Origin of the sequence: Nonomuraea mesophila (assembly GCF_004352805.1) — a bacterium.
In the GTDB taxonomy this organism is placed as follows: domain Bacteria; phylum Actinomycetota; class Actinomycetes; order Streptosporangiales; family Streptosporangiaceae; genus Nonomuraea; species Nonomuraea longispora.
Genome location: NZ_SMLD01000172.1, coordinates 1 through 19,784, shown reverse-complemented (window position 1 = coordinate 19,784; position 19,784 = coordinate 1). Strand labels below are relative to the sequence as shown.

Below are 19,784 nucleotides of genomic sequence, written 5' to 3'. Positions count from 1 at the left end.
GTTGTGTATACGAGAAGGGGGCAGGGCTTGGCCGGCGAACTGTTCCACGGCCTGACCCATTGCCTGGCGTACGTCACCCCCTTGCGCCACCGTTTGGGCTATGCCCTGACCTGCTTGGCGTAGTGCCTCTCTGGGACGTGACATTGGACCTTCCTTTTCCGCTACAGGCGATTTCGACCGTATCGGGTATGACTTGCTGATCGCTTGCAGTGCGGCATCACATATGTATTGCTGTTCGTAGCGGGTGTGCTGCGCGCTGCGCATCGCCGCCTGGTTCGAGGCGCCCGTCGAAGTGGTCTTCTCCACCAGCCCGTTCCCGAGGATCGGCGAGCGGTCCGCATGACGCTTTCTGTCGGTCCGGCCGCCTACAGTGGGCAGCATGCGACCGGTCACAGATTTGCAGCGGAAGGTGGCGCCCTTCGAGGTCGTCACCGAGATGACTCCCTCCGGCGACCAGCCGACGGCCATCGCCGAGCTGGAGCACCGCGTCAAGGCCGGAGACAAGGACAGCGTGCTGCTGGGCGCCACCGGCACCGGCAAGACGGCCACGATCGCCTGGCTGATCGAGCGCCTGCAGCGGCCCGCTCTCGTCATGCAGCCCAACAAGACCCTGGCCGCGCAGTTCGCCAACGAGCTGCGCGAGATGCTGCCCAACAACGCGGTCGAATACTTCGTCTCTTACTACGACTACTACCAGCCTGAGGCCTACGTCCCGCAGAGCGACACCTACATCGAGAAGGACTCCTCGATCAACGACGAGGTCGAGCGCCTGCGCCACTCGGCGACCAACTCGCTCCTCACCCGGCGCGACACCATCGTGGTCGCGTCCGTGTCGTGCATCTACGGCCTGGGCACGCCACAGGAATACGTCGACCGCATGGCCAGACTCCGCGTCGGGATGGACGTCGACCGCGACCAGCTGCTGCGCCGCCTGGTCGACATGCAGTACACCCGCAACGACCTCGCCTTCACGCGGGGCACGTTCCGGGTGCGCGGCGACACGATCGAGATCATCCCGAAATACGAAGAGCTGGCCGTGCGCATCGAGATGTTCGGCGACGAGATCGAGAAGCTCTGCACCATGCACCCGCTGACCGGCGAGGTCATCACCGAAGACGAAGAGCTCTACATCTTCCCCGCCTCCCACTACGTCGCGGGCGAGCAGCGCATGGCGGCCGCCGTGGCGGGCATCGAGGCGGAACTGGCCGAACGCCTGTCGGAGCTGGAGCGCCAGGGCAAGCTGCTGGAGGCGCAGCGGCTGCGCATGCGCACGACGTACGACATCGAGATGATGCGCCAGATCGGCACCTGCTCCGGCATCGAGAACTACTCGCGCCACATGGACGGCCGCGAGGCCGGCAGCGCGCCCAACACGCTGCTCGACTACTTCCCCGAGGACTTCCTCCTCGTGCTCGACGAGTCCCACCAGACCGTTCCGCAGATCGGCGCCATGTACGAAGGCGACGCCTCGCGCAAGCGCACGCTGGTCGAGCACGGGTTCCGGCTGCCGTCGGCGCTCGACAACCGGCCGCTCAAGTGGGAGGAGTTCCTGGAGCGCATCGGCCAGACCGTCTACCTGTCGGCCACCCCCGGCCCCTACGAACTGGGCCGGGTCAAGGGCGAGGTGGTCGAGCAGGTCATCCGCCCGACCGGCCTGGTCGACCCCGAGATCGTGGTCAAGCCCACCAAGGGCCAGATCGACGACCTGGTCCACGAGATCCGCGAGCGGTCCGAGCGCGACGAGCGCGTGCTGGTCACCACGCTGACCAAGAAGATGTCGGAAGACCTGACCGACTACCTCCTGGAGCTCGGCATCCGGGTGCGCTACCTCCACAGCGAGGTCGACACGCTGCGCCGCATCGAGCTGCTGCGCGAGCTGCGCACCGGCGAGTTCGACGTGCTCGTCGGCATCAACCTCCTGCGCGAGGGTCTCGACCTGCCCGAGGTCTCGCTGGTGTCGATCCTCGACGCCGACAAGGAGGGCTTCCTGCGCTCGGAGACGTCCCTGATCCAGACCATCGGCCGCGCCGCCAGAAACGTCTCCGGCCAGGTCCACATGTACGCCGACAAGGTCACCCCGTCGATGGAGCGGGCCATCGACGAGACCAACCGGCGCCGGGCCAAGCAGCTCGCCTACAACGAGGCCAACGGCATCGACCCGCAGCCGCTGCGCAAGAAGATCGCCGACATCCTCGACTCGCTGCAGCGCGAGGACGCCGACACCGACCGGCTCCTCGGCGGAGGCCGGTCGGTGTCGCGCGGCAAGGCACCGGTGCCAGGCTTCGCCGCCCGGCAGGCCGGCCAGCACGCCAAGGCCATCGCCGGCGACATGCCGAGGGCCCAGATGGAGTCCCTGATCGACTCACTGACCGAGCAGATGCACCAGTCGGCCGCCGACCTGCAGTTCGAGGTGGCCGCCCGGCTGCGCGACGAGATCAAGGAGCTGAAGCGCGAGCTGCGCGACATGCGCGAGGCCGGCGTCGAATAACCACCCACGCCGGCCGAGCCCGCCCGCTCGGCCGGCGGGCTCGGCGTGCGGGTGGAGGCGGCGTCACATGCGCGCTTCCCGCCGCAGGAGGGCGGCGAGCCCGTCGGGGGAGGCGGCCGTGACGCCCTTGGCGGCGAACCAGGTGGCGACGTTGTGCGCGTCGCGGTCGAGGAACGACGGTCCCGCCGGATGCGCGATCACGTCCACGATCTGCGGAAGGTCGATGATGACCAGCCTGCCGTCGTGCACCAGGAGGTTGTACGGCGACAGGTCCCCGTGGGCCAGCCCCTCCCCGGCCAGGGTGAGCATGGCCGTGACCAGTTGCTCCCACAGGTCGTCCAGATCGTCGCTCACCTGGGCGAGCCGCGGCGCCGCGAAACCGTCCCGCGTGCCGATGAACTCCTCGAGGATCTCCGTCCCGACGATCTGCACCGGATACGGCACCGGCACGCCGAGCTCCCACAGCCGGCACAGCGCCGCGAACTCGGCCACCGCCCACTGAGCGGCGATCACCTGCTTGCCGAAGGCCGTGCGGTTGGCCATGGCCCGGTTCATCCGGCTCTCACGGGTGCTGCGCCCCTCCAGGTAGCCGGCGTCGCGATGGAACAGGCGGTGCTCCGACGACCGGTAGCGCTTGGCGGCCAGCAGGCACTCCCGGTCGGTGCCGGGCACGCCGCGGGAGATGAGGTGGACGTCGGCCTCCTTGCCGGTCTTGAGCACGCCGTACTCGGTGTCCACGGCGGCCAGTTCGGTGACCAGCCAGTCAGGGTGGGGCCGGGGGCCCTTCTCCGTGGGCGTGCTCTGGTCCCAGGTGGACCAGCGATCACCTTCGGGAGGGCCGTCGTCGGTCTCGGGCGTGCTCTCCAGCCAGGCGATGTCGTCGGCGTCGAGGGCGTTCTTGCCGCGGCGGCGGTGTTGCGAATGCTTCGGCACGGTGGATTGCTCCAGAAATGAGGCCCACCGGCTCGTCGATCAGGTCAGCGACCGCCCGGTGGGAAGGTGTGAGGACGCGGAAAACGGCACGCGAACAATCGTCATCACGGTCTCACCCTCCCTCCGTGTCGCTGCGATCAACTCGCCCTCGACTATGCCGATGCCTCGTGCGCGCCGCAACCGAATTAACGCGGGGGAGACCGGCCAGGGCGGGGCGGATATAGCCGTGCGGCGGACCTGCCGGGCTTGTACGGTGCGGACATGCGACGATGCGGGGAGTGCGGGCAGTGGGAGCCGGCAGGCGCTCATGACTGTGCCCGGTGCGCGAGGCTGGTCGACGAGATCGTCGAGGAGGGCTGGCGTTCCTTCGTCACACACGAGTTCGGTGCGCTGGAGCCGGCGGGAGAGCGGCAGGTCGCCGAGATGGTCGTGGACGAACCGGACCGGCATGTGTGGCGCGTGGTCGACGCCGCGTACGACCGCCTGACGTGCCCGGAGTGCGGCGGCCGGCTCAGCGGGGGCCCCGCCGGGTGCGCCCCCTGCGACCTGGCCAACGGTTTCCGCTATTCGGCCATCGAGATCGACCGGCCGGGTGTGCCGGCGGGCAACGAGCACGTGTTGCGGGTCAACGTGGCCGTGACACGACGGCCGTCCGGGGTCTCGGCGTCGGAGGTGCTGCTGCGGCGCCTGTCGCTGCCCGTGCTCCTGGACGGCCGGCTGCCCACTCTGGCGCAGGCCCAGGCGACCAAGGCCATGGCGCGCAGGGGCGCCTCCGAGTCGGAGCTGGCCACGGTCGTCTTCAGGGACTGGGGCCGCGGGTGACGTCAGAGGTCACTCCGCGACGGCACTCAAATCAAGATCAATGTCTATGTCGAACCCAATGTCGGTCTGCAGCCGCTTGCGGTGAATGCCGGTAGGGACATATGCCTTGACCGCTGGCTCCAGCTCGAATGTATAGACCACGGGCTGGCTGTTCTCCTGTTCGACTCGCCAGAAGTGCTTGATGCCCGCGTTTGAGTATTTGATCGGCTTGGTGGCCCGATCTCGTTCCCTGGATTCGTCCGAGACCACTTCGATGACGAGATGGACATCCTCGGGCTTGAACGAAGTGCCCTTGGTGCTGAAGGCCGATCTTTTGACCAGGAGGACGTCCGGCTCCGGACGCTGACGCACTCCCAGCGTCACCGTCATCTCGCGAACAGCCATCAGCTCTCTCGGCGGACGGAGCGACCGCTCGAACAACCGCAGCGCGAGCATGTGGAAGCCGGTTTGTGGCGACATCATGATGAGTGACCCATCGATCAGCTCGACGTGCCGTGGCGCGTCGGGGGGAAGGTGATCGAGCATGTCGGCGGTCCAGCCACCGGGAGGGCCGGGGTAGAACCACTCCGGGAGGGCCGTGGTCATCGGAATGCCTCCTCAGCGAAGCTCACGCTACGCATACATTGTGTCACGACGAGCGATGGTCAGGGTTCTTTCCTGCGTTCCTCCATCGTGCGGCGGTAGAGGTCGTCGATCTCGTCCAGCGGGTCGGGGTCGCGGCGGCGGGACTCGATCTCCAGGTCGGTGCGGGAGGTCAGGTCGGCGATGCCCGACGCGGTGTGGTGGACCTGGTCGTTGAGCAGGCCCGTGCGGATGCGGGCGCACGTGGCCGTCAGCGTGGCCTGGTGCTCCCGGAGCCGGTCGAGCGTGACGTGGTCGACGTAGGAGGACACGCGCTGCTGCTGGGCGAACATCGCCAGCTGCTCGTCGTGCGTGTCGACGTGCTTGGTCAGGTCGGCCATGATGCGCGGCAGGTCGCCCAGGCCCCACCCCTGGCGCTGGGCCTGGTCGACGGCCTGGCGGGTGAGGGTCATCTCGCGGCGCAGGTCGAGCCGGAGACGTTCGATCTCCGCGGCCTCGCCTGTGCCCATCGCGTTGACGTGCGTGGTGATCCGCGTCGTGGCCTCCCTGGCCTTGACCGCGGCCTTCTTTCCCAGCTTGACGAGCACGTAGATGCCGACGCCGCCCAGCAGAAGGAGGAACGCCAGGATCACCAGGGCGATGAGAAGGATTTCGCTGATCTCCGCCACCTCCTGTTGGGGTTGATGATGTGAAGGATAGTGCGGCCGGGCGGGTCCGGGGCGCCTGGCCATGACCACTCTTGATCGATCAGTTTGGCCTGTGTTTCAGTTCACCATCGGCCTTGGTCGCCGGGCAGTGCCTCACGCCGGCCGGCGACGCGACCAGAGGCGTTTGTGCGGCAGAAGGGAACACGGCGGTGCTTGAGGACAAGGTTGTGATCGTCACTGGCGGTGCGAGGGGGATGGGGGCCGCGACGGCACGGCGGTGTGCCGCGGCGGGGGCGCGGGTGGTGCTCACGGATGTGCTGGTCGACGAGGGTACGGCCACGGCCAAGGAAATGGACGCCCGGTTCATCGCCCACGACGTGCGGGAGGAGGACCAGTGGGCGGAGGTGGTGGCCCGGACGGTGGACGAGCACGGGCGGATCGACGGGCTGGTCAACAACGCGGGCATCGCCACCATGCTGATGATCGAGCAGCAGCCGGCCGAGGAGTTCGAGAACGTGCTGCGGGTCAACCTGCTCGGCACGTTCCTGGGCCTCAAGGCGGTCGTGGGGCCCATGCGGGAGTCGGGCGGCGGAGCCGTCGTGAACCTGTCGTCGGTCGCGGGGCTCAGCGCCCTGCCCGGCACGGGCGGCTACGGAGCCTCGAAGTGGGGGGTGCGCGGGCTGACCAAGATCGCGGCGTTGGAGTTCGGGCGCCACCGCATCCGGGTCAACTCCGTACATCCTGGGATGATCGTCACGCAGATGACCGAGCCGCTCGGCGCGGTGTCCGGCGAGGACACCTTCCCTCTCGCGCCGGCCGGGCGCTGGGGCGAGCCGGAGGAGGTCGCGGAGACGATCGCGTTCCTGCTGTCCGACGCGGCCTCGTACGTGACGGGCGCCGAGGTGGCCGTCGACGGTGGGCTGACGGCGGGGGAGGCCGCGCTGCTGATGCGCCCCGACCGCAGCCGCATGGAGGGGAACCGGCGGGACGGCGGCCGGCCGGAAGAGGAGCGGTAGACCGATGCCGTACGCCGAGGTCGCGGAGGATGTCCGGCTCTTCTACACCGATGACGGCGACGGGCCGCCGCTGCTGCTCGTGCACGGGTGGGGTACCGACTCGCACCAGTGGTCCTGGCACATCGACGCGTTCGCCGCCCGGCACCGGGTTATCGCCGTCGACCTGCGCGGGCACGGTTACTCGTCGGTGCCGGCGACCGGCAACACGCCTCGTGCGATGGCCGGGGACCTGCACACTCTGCTCGCCGACCACCTCGGCGTCCCCCAGGCGGTCGCGGTCGGCCACTCGATGGGCGCCCAGGTGGTGTCCGTCCTCGCCGTCGAGCATCCGGAGCGGGTACGCGGGATCGTCGCCGTCGACCCCGGCTACGGCATGACGGCGGACATCGCCGCGGCCTTCCCCCAGATGATCGCGGGGCTGCGCGGCGAGCACGCGCACACGGTCGCCGAGCAGATCGACGAGTGGTGCACGAACGCCGCCACCCCTGCCGTCATCAGGCGCTGGCACAAACGCCGGCTGCACGGCATGCCGCCGCACGTGCTGGCGGAGGCGTTCGAGGCGATGTTCACCGCTCCGGAGGCGATCGGGGTGCGGCCGGCCTCCGACGCCTACCTGGCGCGCAGGCGGTGCCCGGTGTTGTCGATCTGGTCGGACCAGGAACGGGCGCGCTGGGAGGCCGCGCTGCTGCGCGATCCGGCCTCGAAGGTCGTGTGCTGGGAGGGGTCGAGCCACCGGCTGCACGAGGAGCGGGCCGCCGAGTTCGTGCACCTGGTGGAGAGGTGGGCGGGCCGCCTGAGGCCGTGAGAGGACCCCACGGGCGGGGGCGGGCGTGACGGGAGCGGGTGTCAGGTCGCGGGACGGCCCCCGGCCGCCCGTCCGCGGGCGCGGCGGCGGCGTACTTTTCTGATGAGCCACCAGCCGAGAACGGCGAGCAGCAGCAGTGCGACGATCACCAGGACGGGCAGGAAGATCGCGATCAGGCTCATCCCGAGCGAGCCCGCGTCCTCCGCCGTGCTCACGACCGGCGCGCCGGTCCCGGCCGTGCCGACGTTGATCACTGGCCGGGCGGTGGTCTTGACCACGTGTACGGCCAGCGCCATCACGATGCCCAGCAACCATCCGGCCCACGGGTGCTCGGCCATCCACGTCGAGCGGTCGATCTCGGCGGCGGCGCTCGTGGCGGAGAACACCACGCCTCCGGACGCCGGGCGGATCACGGTCTGGATGGCGTCGTTGACGGTGTCGACGGCGGGCACCTTGTCGAGCACCGTCTCCGCGACCAGCAGCACCGCGATCACGGCCAGCACGCCCCAGTTGGACAGCCAGCCGTAGCCGTCGGGGAGCTTCACGGCGTCGGTGAGGTTGGCGAGCACGCCCACGACGAGGAGCGGGATGTAGGCGTTGAGCCCGGCGGCCGTGGACAGGCCCAGACCGGTCAGAGCGGCGAGCATGCCCCTAGTCTGCCCGGGCCGCGTCGTCCATGAGGCCGGCCAGAGCGGGACCGGTGAACTCGGCCACCGCCCGCTCGTACTTCTCCATGCCCCACGACCAGAAGTCGAAGTCGATGGTCTCGTTCACGCTGTCCTGGATGGAGGCCCACAGTGTCCAGCCGTACTTGGACATGAGGCCGAGCAGGCGGGCGCGGGCGATCTTGTGGCGGAGCGGGCGGCCGTAGTAGGCGGTGACGAGCGCCTCCAGATGGCCCAGCGGCAGGTCGGCCTCGCTCCAGACGTTGCCGAGCTCGAAGCAGGGGTCGTTGTTGCCGGCGTACTCGTAGTCGATCAGCCAGAGGCGCCGGCCGTCGTCGAGGATGTTCCCCGGCAGAAGGTCGTTGTTACACGGAACCGTGCCTTCATCCCTTATAGCCAGACATTTCCGGATGTCGGCAACGATGGGCATGAAGTCGAGATAGCGGGCCGGAAGCCGGAAGCCGCGTTCCTGGACGATCCGCAGATAGCGCCGCTGGACGTCGAACATGTCGAAGTCGCTCACGAACCGTGGTCCGGCGTGCAGCCGCCGGCACACCTCCGCCACCCTCGGCAGGTTGGCCGGATCGTGCAGATCCGCCTCGGTGAACGTGCGCGCGTCGATGTAGCCCACCACCAGCACTCCCTGACCGCGCAGGTAGGCGTGCACCGGCGCGCCGACCCCCGCGCGGGCCGCCGCGATCGTGTTGGCGTGCTCGGCGTCCCTGTCGATGGCCAGCAGCGCTCCGTCGCCGGCCGACACGCGCACGACGTACGACCCGCCGGGCGTGGTCACCTTATAGTTGCGATTGGTCAACCCCCCCGGCAGCTCTTCCACGGCTCGTGGCATGCCGGACAACAGGGGGATGCGGTCGAGGACCTGGGCAACGGCCATGGTCGATGCTAGCTCCACCGGCCTAAACGGTCTAGACCTTTTGGGGTACGGCGATTAGCCTCGCGACCATGAGCGACTCGGCCCGCATCGTGGTCATCGGTGGCGGGGTGGGCGGCACGTCCGTCGCCTACCACCTCACCCAACTAGGCGAACGCGACGTCGTCCTGCTGGATCGGGACGAGCTCACCAGCGGCTCCACCTTCCACTCCGCGGGCCTGGTCGGCCAGCTGCGGTCCGACCCGACGCTGACCCGGATGAACCAGTACTCCGTCGAGCTCTACCGCACCCTCGACGCGGGCTGGACGGAGTGCGGCGGCATCAAGCTGGCCTCCACCCCCGAGCGCATGGCCGAGATCCGCCGCCAGATCGGCTGGGCGCGCACGTTCGGGCTGCCGCTGCAGGAGATCTCGGTGGCGGAGGCCGTGGACCTGTTCCCCCTCATGGACCCCGAAGGAGTCGTGGGCGCCGCGTACCTGCCGACGGACGGGCAGGTGGACCCCTCCCAGCTGTGCTACGCGCTGGCCGCGCGCGCCCGCGAGGGCGGGGCGAGGCTGCGCACCAGGACCCGCGTCCTCGGCATCACCACCGAACGCGGCCGGGTCACCGGCGTGCGCACCGACCAGGGCGACATCGACTGCGAGGTCGTGGTCAACTGCGGCGGCATGTTCGCCGCCGAGATCGGCCGCATGGCCGGCGTGCGCGTCCCGATCGTGCCGATGTCCCACCAGTACGTGGTGACCGACGCCTGCCACGACCACACGGCCCTGCCCACGCTGCGCGACCCCGACCTGCTCGTCTACTACCGGCAGGAGGTGCAGGGCCTGGTCATGGGCGGGTACGAGCGCACATGCGCCCCCTGGACGGCCGGCCCCGGCACCTTCGACGCGGTGCCCCCCGGCTTCAACGGCCGCCTGCTGCCCGAGGACTGGGCGAGGTTCGAGGAGATCTCCGACAACTCCAGGATCCGCGTGCCGGCCATGGCCGACGTCGGCATCCGCAAGCTGATCAACGGGCCCGAGGCGTTCACCCCCGACAACGAGTTCTGCCTGGGGGAGACGGAGGTGGGCGGGTTCTTCGTCGCGGCCGGGTTCTGCGCCCACGGCATCGCCGGCGCGGGCGGCATCGGCAAGGTGATGGCGGAGTGGATCGTCGAGGGCGAGCCGGCCATGGACGTCCGGCACATGGACATCCGCAGGTTCGGCAGCCACTACCGCTCGCCGTCGTACACGCTCAAGCGCGCGGTCGAGAACTACGAGACCTACTACGACATCCGCTACCCCGGCCACGAGCGGTCGGCGGGGCGGCCGCTGCGGGTCTCGCCCGCGTACGCCTGGCACCAGGGCCACGGGGCAGTCTTCGGCGAGAAGGCGGGCTGGGAGCGGGTCAACCACTACGCGGCCAACGAAGCCGGCGGGGACGACGGCGAGCGCCCCGCCGGCTGGGCGGGCCGCGCGTGGTCGCCCGCGACCGGGGCCGAGCACCGGGCCACGCGCACGGCCGCGGGGCTGTTCGACGAGAGCTCGTTCGCCAAGATCGAGGTCACCGGCCCCGACGCGGCCGCCCTGCTGGAGTGGGTGTGCGACAACCGGGTCGCCCGCGAGGTCGGCGCCGTCACCTACACCCAGGCGCTCAACCGGCGCGGCGGCATCGAGTGCGACTTCACCGTCACCCGGCGCGGCGAGGAGGAGTTCCTCGTCGTCACCGGCACCGCGTGCGGCACGCACGACCTCGGCTGGCTGCGCAAGCAGGCCGCGCTCACGGGCTCGGCCGCCAGGATCGCCGACGTCACCGGCCGCTACGCCTGCTTCGCCCTGTGGGGGCCGCGCGCCCGCGACATCCTGTCCGGGCTCACGCCCGACCCGCTCGGCTTCCCGTTCATGTCGTCACGGGAGCTCACCGTGGGGGACGTGCCGGTGCTGGCGCTGCGGGTGACGTTCGTGGGGGAGCACGGCTGGGAGCTCTACTGCTCCAGCGAGTACGGGCTCGCGCTGTGGCGGACGTTGTGGGAGGCGGGCCGGCCGCACGGGATGGCGGCCTGCGGCTACCACGCCATCGACAGCCTCCGGCTGGAGAAGGGCTACCGGGTGTGGGGCGCCGACATCGGGCCCGAGACGACGCCGTACGAGGCCGGGCTGGGCTTCTGCGTCAAACCGGACAAGGAGTTCCTCGGCAGGGACGCCCTGGACCCCGATCCCGGCCGGCGGCTGCGCTGCGTGACACTGAGCGACCCGAGGGCGGTCGCGCTCGGCAACGAACCGGTCAGGGCGGACGGCCAGGTGCTGGCCCGCGTCACCTCCGGCGGCTACGGCTACACCGCCGGGGAGTCGATCGCGTACGCGTACCTGCCGGTCGGGCCGGGCGCCGAGGTGGAGATCGAGGTGGAGGGCGCCTGGGTGCCGGGCACGGTGGTCAAGGCTCCGCTGGTCCCGTGACTCCGCTGCGCACCGAGATGCGCACCCGGTCGGGGCGGAACAGGTCTCGGGCGAACTCCACGGGCCGGCCGCCCGCCGCGTACGCCGTGCGCTCGATCAGCATGAGCGGCGCCCCCGGCGGTATGTCCAGGTCCGCGGCCTCGGCCGGGCGGGCGATCACCGGGTCGAGCCGTTCGACGGCCGTGCGCGGGGCCAGGTCGTAGCGCTCGGCCAGCAGCGTGTAGAGGGAACCGGTCAGATCCTGGTCGAGCAGGCCGGGCAGGTCGGGGAAGCAGGAACGTTCGAGCGCCACCGGCGAGCGACCGGCCGAGCGCACCCTGGCCACCTCGTGCACCGGCGAGCCCGGCGCCACCCGCAGCGCCCTGGCCACCGCCACGGTCGCGGGCACCGTCTCCGCCACCAGGATCCGCGCCTCGGCCCGCAGGTGCGCCCGCCGGATCTGCTCGGTGAACCCGGTGAGCCCGGTCAGGTCGCACTCGATGCGCGGCTCGGCCACGAACGCGCCACCCGCCCGGCCGGGCACCCTGACGAGCACGCCGTCGCGTTCCAGCGTGGCCAGCGCCTGCCTGAGCGTCATCCTGCTCACGCCGAGCCGCCCGGCCAGCTCCCGCTCGCCGGGCAGCCGGTCGCCCGGCATCAGCTCGCCGCTGGAGATCGACTCGAGCAACCACCGCTCGATCTGCACGTGCGCGGGGACGCCGGAGCCGCGCTCCAGCTGAGGCGGGGTCCCGACCACACGCGCATCGTAGCCCGGTCAGCCCCCGGCGGCCTCCTGCGGCCCCGAGGCAGGCAGGGGCAGCGGCAGGCCGGGCAGACCGTCGATGCTGGTGGCGACATGCTCCTTACGGGAGAAATAGGCGTTGAGCGACTCGTCGTCCTCCCGCGCGAACCGCTTCGCGTGCAGGTCGCGGTCCTGCTCGTACGACATGAGCGGAACCGCGTAGCCGCACGTGTCGCGGATCAGCTCGGCGCGGACGACCACGATCGCCCGCAGCCCGTGCGCGCCGGTGTCGACCCCGGGGAAGCGGGCGGCCAGCCCGGCCCACCTGGGGTCGTCCCTGAACACGGGCTCGCCGCGCCCGTGCACCCGCACGATGGTCGGCGGCCCGTCGAAGGCGCACCACATCAAGGTGATGCGGCCGTTCTCGCGCAGGTGGGCGACGGTTTCCGCGTTGCTGCCCGCGAAGTCGAGGTAGGCCACCGTCAGCTCGTCGAGAACCGCCAGCGAACCGCTCACCCCCTTGGGGGACAGGTTGATCGTGCCGTCGCCGGCGAGGGGCGCGGTCGCCGTGAAGAACACGGGCTGCGCCTCGATGAACGCCCGCAACCTGCCGGTGATGCCGTCGTACGTCTTGCCCACGGTGTCCCCGTCCTCGTGCGAAGGAACGCGGCGCGCGACCACGAGCCGCCGGGTGCCATTGTCGCCGACCGGCTGTCACGGGCCTCACCCGGACAGGCGTTCGAGCCGCTCCACCGCCTCGCCGAACTCGCTGACCAGCTCGTAGACCACCTGCCGGGCCGGCTTGACCTGATCGAGCTGGCCCACGACCTGCCCCACGTAGTAGTTGACCAGCTCCACCGCCCCCGGCTCGCCCTTCTCCGCCGCCGCCGCGATGCGCGCCATGGCCCCCTCGGCCACCAGGAGCTGCAGCGGCATCCCCAGCGGGCCGGGGCTCTCCTGGCTGGAGTCCCACTCGTCGGTCCAGGCCGACCTGAGCTGCCTGGCCGGCTTGCCCGTACGGGACCTCGACCTGACCGTGTCCCGTGACGAGGCCGCCAGGAACTTGCGCTTGACCGCGGGCGGCGTCTCCGCCTCCTCCGTCGTGAGCCAGACGGAGCCGCACCACACGCCGTCGGCGCCGAGCGCCATGGCCGCGGCCATCTGCCGCCCCGACGCGATCCCGCCCGCCGCCAGCACCGGCACCGGCGCCACCGCGTCCACGACCTGCGGTACCAGCACCATCGTGGAGATCTCGCCGGTGTGCCCGCCCGCCTCGGTGCCCTGCGCCACGACGAGGTCGGCGCCCGCCGCGACCTGCTTGCGCGCGTGCTCGACCGTGCCGACCAGCGCGGCGACCGGCACGCCCGCCTCCCTGGCCCTGGCCACCATCTCGGGCGGCGGCGGGCCCAGAGCGCTGGCGATCAGGCCGATGCGGTGCTTGAGCGCGACGTCGATCAGCCCCGTCGCCCCCGCCGCCGTCACCCGCCGGCCGAACTCGTCGGCCACCGCCGTCATCGGCTGCGGGGCCGCGCCCACGCCGTATTTCGTCAGCAGGTGGGTGACGAAGTCGCGGTGCCGCTCGGGGATGAAGTCCATGAGGTGCGCGCGCCGGTCGAGCGCCGAGTCGTCGACCTTGCCGGGGACGAGCACGTCGACGCCGTACGGCCGGCCGCCCACCCGCTCGTCGATCCAGGTGAGCTCGGTGTCGAGCTGGTCGGGTGAGTACGCGATCGCGCCCAGCACCCCGAAGCCGCCCGCGTTGGTCACCGCGGCCACCACGTCGCGGCAGTGGCTGAAGGCGAACAGGGGGAACTCGATGCCCAGGCGCTCGCAGATGGCGGTTCGCATGAGGTGACGCTAACCGTCAGAAGGATGTTCGGTCCAGATCAGGATCCGCTGTCGGCCAGGACGGCCTCCGGCGCGTGCCAGCCTAACTCGGGCGTCCAGCCGCGTACCCGCTTGGCCGGCACCCCCGCCACCACGCTGTGGTCGGGGAACTCGCCGCGCACCACCGCGCCCGCAGCCACCACGCACTGGCGGCCGAGCGTCGTGCCGGGCAGGACGATCGCGCCGGCGCCCAGCCACGAGCCCGAGCCGATCGAGACCGGGCTGTTGCGCGGCCACTGCCTGCCGATCGGCACGTCGGGGTCGTCATAGACGTGGTTCTGGTCGGTGATGTAGACGTACGGGCCGGTGAAGACGTCGTCGCCCACGTCGATCGACTGGTGGGCCACGACGTGCGTGCCCCGGCCGATCGAGCAGCCGCCGCCGATGCGCAGGATCGACGCCGGGCCGAGGTCCACGCCGGGGCCCATGCCGCAGGAGAGCGACACCCGCTCGCCGATCAGCGTGTGGTCGCCGATCTCGATCCACTGCTCGCCGAAGATGGCGCCAGGGGGGAACGCGATGCTGACGCCGTCGCCGAGCCGGCGGAACCGGTAGCCCGCGGGGCTCGCCGGAGTGATCGCGCCCGCACGGCGGATCGCCCGGTAGACACGGTGAATCAGTGCGCCCGCCGCCCGGCGTACTAGTGACATAAAGTCCAAAGTTACCCTCAGGTCAGGCCGTTCGCCCATGTGAGGGGCGTTGTTTGATATCCTGAGAGCCCGTGGACACTTCGACCACACCTCGAGCCACGGGAGCCCTTTTGCGCAGCGCATCGCAAACCAAACATCTGTTCGTCACCGGCGGTGTCGCCTCCAGTCTCGGCAAGGGGCTCACGGCGTCCAGCCTCGGCCGCCTGCTCAAGGGGCGCGGTCTCAGGGTCACCATGCAGAAGCTCGACCCCTATCTCAACGTCGACCCCGGCACGATGAACCCGTTCCAGCACGGCGAGGTCTTCGTCACCGACGACGGCGCGGAGACCGACCTCGACGTCGGCCACTACGAGCGGTTCCTCGACACCGACCTGCACGGCTCGGCCAACGTCACCACCGGGCAGGTCTACTCCAACGTCATCGCCAAGGAGCGGCGGGGCGAATACCTGGGCGACACGGTCCAGGTCATCCCCCACATCACCAACGAGATCAAGGACCGGATCAGAGGCATGGCCGGTCCCGAGGTGGACGTCGTCATCACCGAGGTCGGCGGCACCGTGGGCGACATCGAGTCGCTGCCGTTCCTGGAGGCCGTGCGGCAGATCAGGCACGAGGTGGGGCGCGACAACGTGTTCTTCCTGCACGTCTCGCTGCTGCCGTACATCGGGCCCTCGGGCGAGCTGAAGACCAAGCCGACGCAGCACAGCGTGGCGGCGCTGCGCAGCATAGGCATCCAGCCGGACGCGATCGTGCTGCGCTCCGACCGGCCCGTGCAGACGGCGATCAAGCGCAAGATCAGCCTGATGTGCGACGTCGACGAGGACGCCGTCGTGTCCGCCGTCGACGCGGCCTCGATCTACGACATCCCCAAGGTGCTCCACTCCGAGGGCCTCGACGCGTACGTGGTGCGCCGGCTCGGCCTGCCCTTCCGCGACGTCGACTGGAAGGAGTGGGAGCAGCTCCTTCGCCGGGTGCACCGCCCGGCGAAGGAGGCCACTGTCGCCCTTGTGGGGAAATATATTGATTTGCCGGACGCGTACCTCTCGGTGACCGAGGCCCTGCGGGCCGGCGGGTTCGCCAACGACGCGCGGGTCAACATCCGCTGGGTCAAGAGCGACGACTGCGAGACCCCCGAGGGCGCCGCGCGCGAGCTCGACGGCGTCGACGGCGTGCTGATCCCCGGCGGGTTCGGCGTACGCGGCATCGAGGGCAAGATCGGCGCCATCCGCCACGCCCGTGAGGGCAAGATCCCGCTGCTCGGCATCTGCCTCGGCATGCAGGGCATGGTCATCGAGGCCGCCCGCAGCATGGCGGGCATCGAGGGCGCCAACTCCACGGAGTTCGACCCCGACACCAAGCACCCGGTCATCTCCACCATGGCCGACCAGGAGGACGTCGTCGCCGGCGAGCGCGACATGGGCGGTACGATGCGGCTGGGCAGCTACACCGCCAAGCTGGCCGAAGGCACGCTCGCCCGCCGGCTCTACGGCGACGTGGCCAAGGCCGACGAACGCCACCGCCACCGCTACGAGGTCAACAACTCCTACCGCGAGCAGCTGGAGAAGGTCGGCCTGGTCTTCTCCGGCGTGTCGCCCGACGGGCGCCTGGTCGAGTACACCGAGCTGCCGCCCGACATCCACCCGTTCTTCATCGGCACCCAGGCGCATCCGGAGTTCCGCTCCCGGCCCACCCGGGCCAACCCCATGTTCAAGGGCCTCATCGGCGCCGCCCTCGCCTACGCCGACGGCCGCGTGGGCGCGACGACGGTGGGCCAGTGAACCCCGGCGGCGACGGCGTGCGCCTCCAGCGGACCGCGGAACCGATCGCCGACACGCCCGAGTCGTGGGACGTGCTGGAGTCGGAGGAGCGCTTCGACGGCCACGTCATCAAGGTGGTGACCGACACCGTCAGGATGCCCCGCGACGAGACGGCCGAGCGCGACTACGTGGTCCATCCCGGCTCCGTCGCCGTGCTCGCGCTCGACGGCCAGGACCGCGTCCTGCTGATCAGGCAATACCGTCACCCCACCCGCCACCTGATGTGGGAACTGCCCGCCGGCCTGCGCGACGTGCCGGACGAGCCGCTGGTCGACGCGGCCGCGCGTGAGCTCGCCGAGGAGGCCGGCTACCGCGCCGCCACCTGGCACACGCTCATCGACCTGCGCACCTCACCCGGTATGAGCGACGAGCGCATCAGGGTGTTCCTGGCCCGCGACCTGACCAAGATCCCCGACGAGGAGAACAGCTTCGTGCACCGGCACGAAGAAATCGACATGCCGGTCAAATGGGTCCCTCTGCCCGACGCGGTAGAAAAGGCGCTCATGGGAATGATCCACAATTCCCCGGCCGTGGCCGGTATCCTCGCCGCGTACGCGGCTTCGGTTGAGGGACTCGCCCTGTTGCGCCCCGCCGACGCCCCGGAGGCGTGACGGAAGGACCGATCGTGGAGGCCGTGCTCTCCAGCTACCTCGCCCATCTGGCGGTGGAGCAGGGCGTGGCTGCAAACACGCTCGCGTCCTACCGCCGTGACCTGCGCCGCTACTACGCGCACCTGCGGGGGCGCGGGCGGCTGGAGCTCGACGAGGTGGGCGAGGCCGACGTCCTGGCCTTCCTCACCGCGCTGCGCGAGGGTGACGGGGATCATCCGGCGCTCGTCGCCAGCTCCGCCGCCCGTGCTCTGTCCGCCGTACGCGGGCTGCACCGTTTCGCTCTGCGCGAAGGCGTCACGGCCCACGATCCCGCCCACGAGGTACGCCCGCCACGCCCGATGCGCAGGCTTCCGAAGGCCATCGCCGTCGACGAGGTCGAGCGGCTCATCGCCGCGTCGGGCCCGGACGGCGCGCCCCTCACGCTGCGCAACCGCGCCCTGCTGGAGGTCCTGTACGGCACGGGCGCCCGCATCTCCGAGGCCGTGGGGCTGGCCGTGGACGACCTAGAGGACGAGCAGGTGCGCCTGCGCGGCAAGGGCGGCCGCACCCGGGTCGTCCCGCTCGGGCGCTATGCCCGTTCCGCCCTCGACGCCTATCTCGTCCGGGCCCGGCCCGGCCTGCTCGCCCACGGGCGCGGCACGCCGGCCATCTTCCTGAACGCCAGGGGAGGCCGTCTGACCAGGCAGGGGGCGTGGGAGGTGCTCCATGCGGCCGCCGAACGAGCGGGGCTAAAGCAGATATCTCCCCATGTTCTCCGACATTCCTTCGCAACTCATCTCTTGGACGGCGGCGCGGACGTTAGGGTGGTCCAGGAATTGCTCGGCCACGCCTCGGTGACGACCACCCAGGTCTACACCCTGGTCACGGTCGACAAGCTCCGCGAGGTCTACGCCGCGGCGCATCCACGGGCCCGGCAGTGATCTATAGTCTTTGCGGTGTGCGGCACCCTCGGCGTGCCGCCTTGCCGCGTTAAGTGGTGACGCCATAGTGTCCGTCCGGACGGTCCGGTTCGGGATCGTCAGGGAGGTTCGAGCTGGTGACTGTGACGACCAAGGGTTCGACCCCGGGGACCCCCGACAACCCCTGGGGCGACACGAAGACCAACGCGCCTTCCAACGGCGTCAACCTCGGGCCCACGCAGCGGCCCAGACCCGTGTTCCCCGAGCCGGTGGTGCCCGACGTGCACGGCCCGGCGCGCGTGGTCGCGATGGTCAACCAGAAGGGTGGGGTCGGCAAGACCACGACCACCATCAACCTGGGCGCGGCCCTCGTCGAATACGGGCTCAAGGTGCTGCTCGTCGACTTCGACCCGCAGGGCGCGCTCTCCGTCGGCCTGGGCATCAACCCGCTCCAGCTCGACCTGACCGTCTACAACCTGCTGATGGAGCGCGGCGTCACCGCCGAGGACGTGCTGCTCGAGACCGGCGTCGAGGGCCTCGACCTGCTGCCGAGCAACATCGACCTGTCGGCCGCCGAGGTCCAGCTCGTCACCGAGGTCGCCCGCGAGCAGGTGCTCGGCCGCGTGATCAAGCCGCTGCTGCCGCACTACGACGTGTGCCTCATCGACTGCCAGCCCTCGCTCGGCCTGCTCACCATCAACGCGCTCACCTGCGCCCACGGCGTCATGGTGCCCCTGGAGTGCGAGTTCTTCGCGCTGCGCGGCGTGGCCCTGCTGATGGACACCATCTCCAAGGTCCAGGAGCGGCTCAACGAGGACCTCGAGATCGAGGGCCTGCTCGCCACCATGTACGACGCCCGCACCCTGCACGGCCGCGAGGTGCTGGCCCGCGTGGTGGACGCGTTCGGCGACAAGGTGTTCCACACCGTCATCAACCGCACGGTGCGCTTCCCCGACGCGACCGTCGCCGGCGAGCCGATCACCACGTTCGACCCGTCGTCCCTGGGCGCCAACGCCTACCGTGAGCTGGCGCGCGAAGTGCTCTCGCGCTGGCCAGCGCCTGCCACAATGGCCAGGTGACCGCAGAGCAGACCGAGCCCCAAGGGTTCCAGGTTCACCTGGACGTCTTCGAGGGTCCCTTCGACCTGCTTCTCGGCCTCATCGCCAAACACAAGCTCGACATCACCGAGGTCTCGCTCTCCAAGGTCACCGACGAGTTCATCGCCTACATCCGCTCCCGCGGCCCGGAGTGGGACCTCGACCAGACCAGCCACTTCCTGCTCGTCGCGGCCACGCTGCTCGACCTCAAGGCGGCCAGGCTGCTGCCCTCGGGGGAGGTGGAGGACGAGGAGGACCTGGCCCTGCTGGAGGCCAGAGACCTGCTGTTCGCGCGGCTGCTGCAGTACAAAGCGTACAAAGAGGTCGCCAAGATCTTCGCCGGGCGGATGGCTGAGGAGTCGCTGCGCTTTCCCCGTACGGTGCCGATGGAGCCGCAGTTCGCCGACCTGCTGCCCGAGCTCGTCCTCGGCATCGGGCCGGAACAGCTCGCCAAGATCGCCGCCAGGGCCTTCACCCCCAAGCTGCCGCCCACGGTCAGCGTGGGGCACATCTACCAGCCGCTGGCCAGTGTCAAGGAGCAGGCGGCCATCCTGGTCATGCACCTGCGGCGGATGCGGCGGGCCACCTTCCGAGCGCTGGTGGCCGACTGCGAGGGCACCTTCGAGGTCATCGCCCGCTTCCTGGCCGTGCTGGAGCTGTTCCGGGAGTCGGCGGTCACGTTCGAGCAGGTCGAGCCGCTGGGCGACCTGCACGTGACCTGGACGGGCGCCGACGACGGGGACGTCGCGGTGGGGGACGACTACGAAGAATCCGCGGAGAAACCATCCCATGACTGACAACCCACTGCCCAACCCCCGCA

General features: G+C 70.3%; 19 protein-coding genes and 1 pseudogene. 11 read left to right on the top strand and 9 right to left on the bottom strand.

The genetic code is table 11. From position 1 onward, the window contains the following. Positions 1–253: 253 nt before the first annotated feature. Positions 254–343 (top strand): annotated as a pseudogene (locus E1295_RS51460) (transcriptional regulator); the annotation flags it as partial. 36 nt (positions 344–379) lie between these two features. Beyond that, a complete protein-coding gene (gene uvrB / locus E1295_RS39585; RefSeq protein ID WP_132639022.1) occupies positions 380–2,488 on the top strand; it encodes an excinuclease ABC subunit UvrB in 2,109 nt (702 codons plus the stop codon). A gap of 63 nt (positions 2,489–2,551) precedes the next feature. Here uvrB and E1295_RS39580 read toward each other — a convergent pair whose 3' ends face one another. Beyond that, a complete protein-coding gene (locus tag E1295_RS39580) occupies positions 2,552–3,421 on the bottom strand; it encodes a serine protein kinase RIO (RefSeq protein ID WP_132639020.1) in 870 nt (289 codons plus the stop codon). Positions 3,422–3,682: 261 nt separating this feature from the next. Here E1295_RS39580 and E1295_RS39575 point away from each other — a divergent pair, with 261 nt between their 5' ends. After that, entirely contained in the window at positions 3,683–4,243 is a 561-nt protein-coding gene (locus E1295_RS39575) for a hypothetical protein (protein WP_246080900.1), read from the top strand. A 9-nt stretch (positions 4,244–4,252) separates the two neighbouring features. Here the strand turns inward: E1295_RS39575 and E1295_RS39570 are convergent, their stop codons facing one another. After that, complete coding sequence (locus E1295_RS39570) at positions 4,253–4,828, bottom strand: Uma2 family endonuclease (protein WP_132639018.1); 576 nt, start codon at positions 4,826–4,828, stop codon at positions 4,253–4,255. Positions 4,829–4,887: 59 nt separating this feature from the next. Continuing rightward, on the bottom strand, positions 4,888–5,493 hold the full coding sequence (locus tag E1295_RS39565) for a hypothetical protein (RefSeq protein ID WP_132639016.1): 606 nt from the start codon (positions 5,491–5,493) through the stop codon (positions 4,888–4,890). Positions 5,494–5,681: 188 nt separating this feature from the next. Between E1295_RS39565 and E1295_RS39560 the strand changes: the two genes are divergently transcribed. Both E1295_RS39560 and E1295_RS39555 read left to right on the top strand, forming a co-directional pair. Beyond that, positions 5,682–6,488, top strand: coding sequence for a glucose 1-dehydrogenase (locus E1295_RS39560; protein ID WP_281284799.1), 807 nt, complete (start codon positions 5,682–5,684; stop codon positions 6,486–6,488). A 4-nt stretch (positions 6,489–6,492) separates the two neighbouring features. Then, complete coding sequence (locus tag E1295_RS39555; protein ID WP_132639014.1) at positions 6,493–7,293, top strand: alpha/beta fold hydrolase; 801 nt, start codon at positions 6,493–6,495, stop codon at positions 7,291–7,293. A gap of 41 nt (positions 7,294–7,334) precedes the next feature. On the opposite strand, the gene E1295_RS39550 is transcribed toward E1295_RS39555, so the two are convergent. Beyond that, a complete protein-coding gene (locus tag E1295_RS39550) occupies positions 7,335–7,940 on the bottom strand; it encodes a DUF4126 domain-containing protein (protein WP_132639012.1) in 606 nt (201 codons plus the stop codon). A gap of 4 nt (positions 7,941–7,944) precedes the next feature. Next, positions 7,945–8,850, bottom strand: coding sequence for a choline kinase family protein (locus E1295_RS39545; RefSeq protein WP_132639010.1), 906 nt, complete (start codon positions 8,848–8,850; stop codon positions 7,945–7,947). 68 nt (positions 8,851–8,918) lie between these two features. Between E1295_RS39545 and E1295_RS39540 the strand changes: the two genes are divergently transcribed. Beyond that, a complete protein-coding gene (locus tag E1295_RS39540; protein ID WP_132639008.1) occupies positions 8,919–11,282 on the top strand; it encodes a GcvT family protein in 2,364 nt (787 codons plus the stop codon). On the opposite strand, the gene E1295_RS39535 is transcribed toward E1295_RS39540, so the two are convergent. From E1295_RS39535 to E1295_RS39520, 4 genes are all read right to left on the bottom strand, one after another. Next, positions 11,260–12,018 carry a GntR family transcriptional regulator gene (locus tag E1295_RS39535; protein WP_132639006.1) on the bottom strand — a complete coding sequence of 253 codons (759 nt, stop codon included), beginning with the start codon at positions 12,016–12,018 and terminating at the stop codon, positions 11,260–11,262. The genes E1295_RS39540 and E1295_RS39535 overlap by 23 nt on opposite strands. Positions 12,019–12,036: 18 nt before the next feature. Beyond that, positions 12,037–12,642, bottom strand: coding sequence for a pyridoxamine 5'-phosphate oxidase family protein (locus E1295_RS39530; protein ID WP_132639004.1), 606 nt, complete (start codon positions 12,640–12,642; stop codon positions 12,037–12,039). A gap of 84 nt (positions 12,643–12,726) precedes the next feature. Then, positions 12,727–13,851 (bottom strand): nitronate monooxygenase, encoded by a 1,125-nt coding sequence (locus E1295_RS39525; RefSeq protein ID WP_132639002.1) that lies wholly within the window; start codon positions 13,849–13,851, stop codon positions 12,727–12,729. Positions 13,852–13,889: 38 nt separating this feature from the next. Beyond that, complete coding sequence (locus tag E1295_RS39520) at positions 13,890–14,540, bottom strand: acyltransferase (protein WP_132639000.1); 651 nt, start codon at positions 14,538–14,540, stop codon at positions 13,890–13,892. A 110-nt stretch (positions 14,541–14,650) separates the two neighbouring features. Here E1295_RS39520 and E1295_RS39515 point away from each other — a divergent pair, with 110 nt between their 5' ends. The 5 genes from E1295_RS39515 (at position 14,651) to E1295_RS39495 (ending at position 19,761) form a co-directional block, all read left to right on the top strand. Then, entirely contained in the window at positions 14,651–16,318 is a 1,668-nt protein-coding gene (locus E1295_RS39515; RefSeq protein ID WP_132638998.1) for a CTP synthase, read from the top strand. Beyond that, entirely contained in the window at positions 16,315–16,968 is a 654-nt protein-coding gene (locus E1295_RS39510) for an NUDIX domain-containing protein (protein ID WP_246080898.1), read from the top strand. Before E1295_RS39515 ends, E1295_RS39510 begins: the two co-directional genes overlap by 4 nt. Further along, positions 16,965–17,888: a site-specific tyrosine recombinase XerD gene (locus tag E1295_RS39505; protein ID WP_132638996.1), complete on the top strand. Its 924-nt coding sequence runs from the start codon at positions 16,965–16,967 to the stop codon at positions 17,886–17,888. Before E1295_RS39510 ends, E1295_RS39505 begins: the two co-directional genes overlap by 4 nt. A 122-nt stretch (positions 17,889–18,010) precedes the next feature. Further along, the gene (locus E1295_RS39500; protein WP_425465074.1) at positions 18,011–18,946 is read left to right on the top strand and encodes a ParA family protein; all 936 of its coding nucleotides are present in this window, start codon (positions 18,011–18,013) and stop codon (positions 18,944–18,946) included. Continuing rightward, positions 18,943–19,761: a segregation and condensation protein A gene (locus E1295_RS39495; RefSeq protein WP_132638994.1), complete on the top strand. Its 819-nt coding sequence runs from the start codon at positions 18,943–18,945 to the stop codon at positions 19,759–19,761. Before E1295_RS39500 ends, E1295_RS39495 begins: the two co-directional genes overlap by 4 nt. Positions 19,762–19,784 lie beyond the last annotated feature (23 nt).

Coding starts and splice junctions, on each gene's coding strand:
- uvrB (WP_132639022.1), top strand. CDS start 380: ATGCGACCGGTCACAGATTTGCAGCGGAAGGTGGCGCCCTTCGAGGTC.
- E1295_RS39575 (WP_246080900.1), top strand. CDS start 3,683: ATGCGACGATGCGGGGAGTGCGGGCAGTGGGAGCCGGCAGGCGCTCAT.
- E1295_RS39570 (WP_132639018.1), bottom strand. CDS start 4,828: ATGACCACGGCCCTCCCGGAGTGGTTCTACCCCGGCCCTCCCGGTGGC.
- E1295_RS39555 (WP_132639014.1), top strand. CDS start 6,493: ATGCCGTACGCCGAGGTCGCGGAGGATGTCCGGCTCTTCTACACCGAT.
- E1295_RS39550 (WP_132639012.1), bottom strand. CDS start 7,940: ATGCTCGCCGCTCTGACCGGTCTGGGCCTGTCCACGGCCGCCGGGCTC.
- E1295_RS39545 (WP_132639010.1), bottom strand. CDS start 8,850: ATGGCCGTTGCCCAGGTCCTCGACCGCATCCCCCTGTTGTCCGGCATG.
- E1295_RS39540 (WP_132639008.1), top strand. CDS start 8,919: ATGAGCGACTCGGCCCGCATCGTGGTCATCGGTGGCGGGGTGGGCGGC.
- E1295_RS39525 (WP_132639002.1), bottom strand. CDS start 13,851: ATGCGAACCGCCATCTGCGAGCGCCTGGGCATCGAGTTCCCCCTGTTC.
- E1295_RS39520 (WP_132639000.1), bottom strand. CDS start 14,540: ATGTCACTAGTACGCCGGGCGGCGGGCGCACTGATTCACCGTGTCTAC.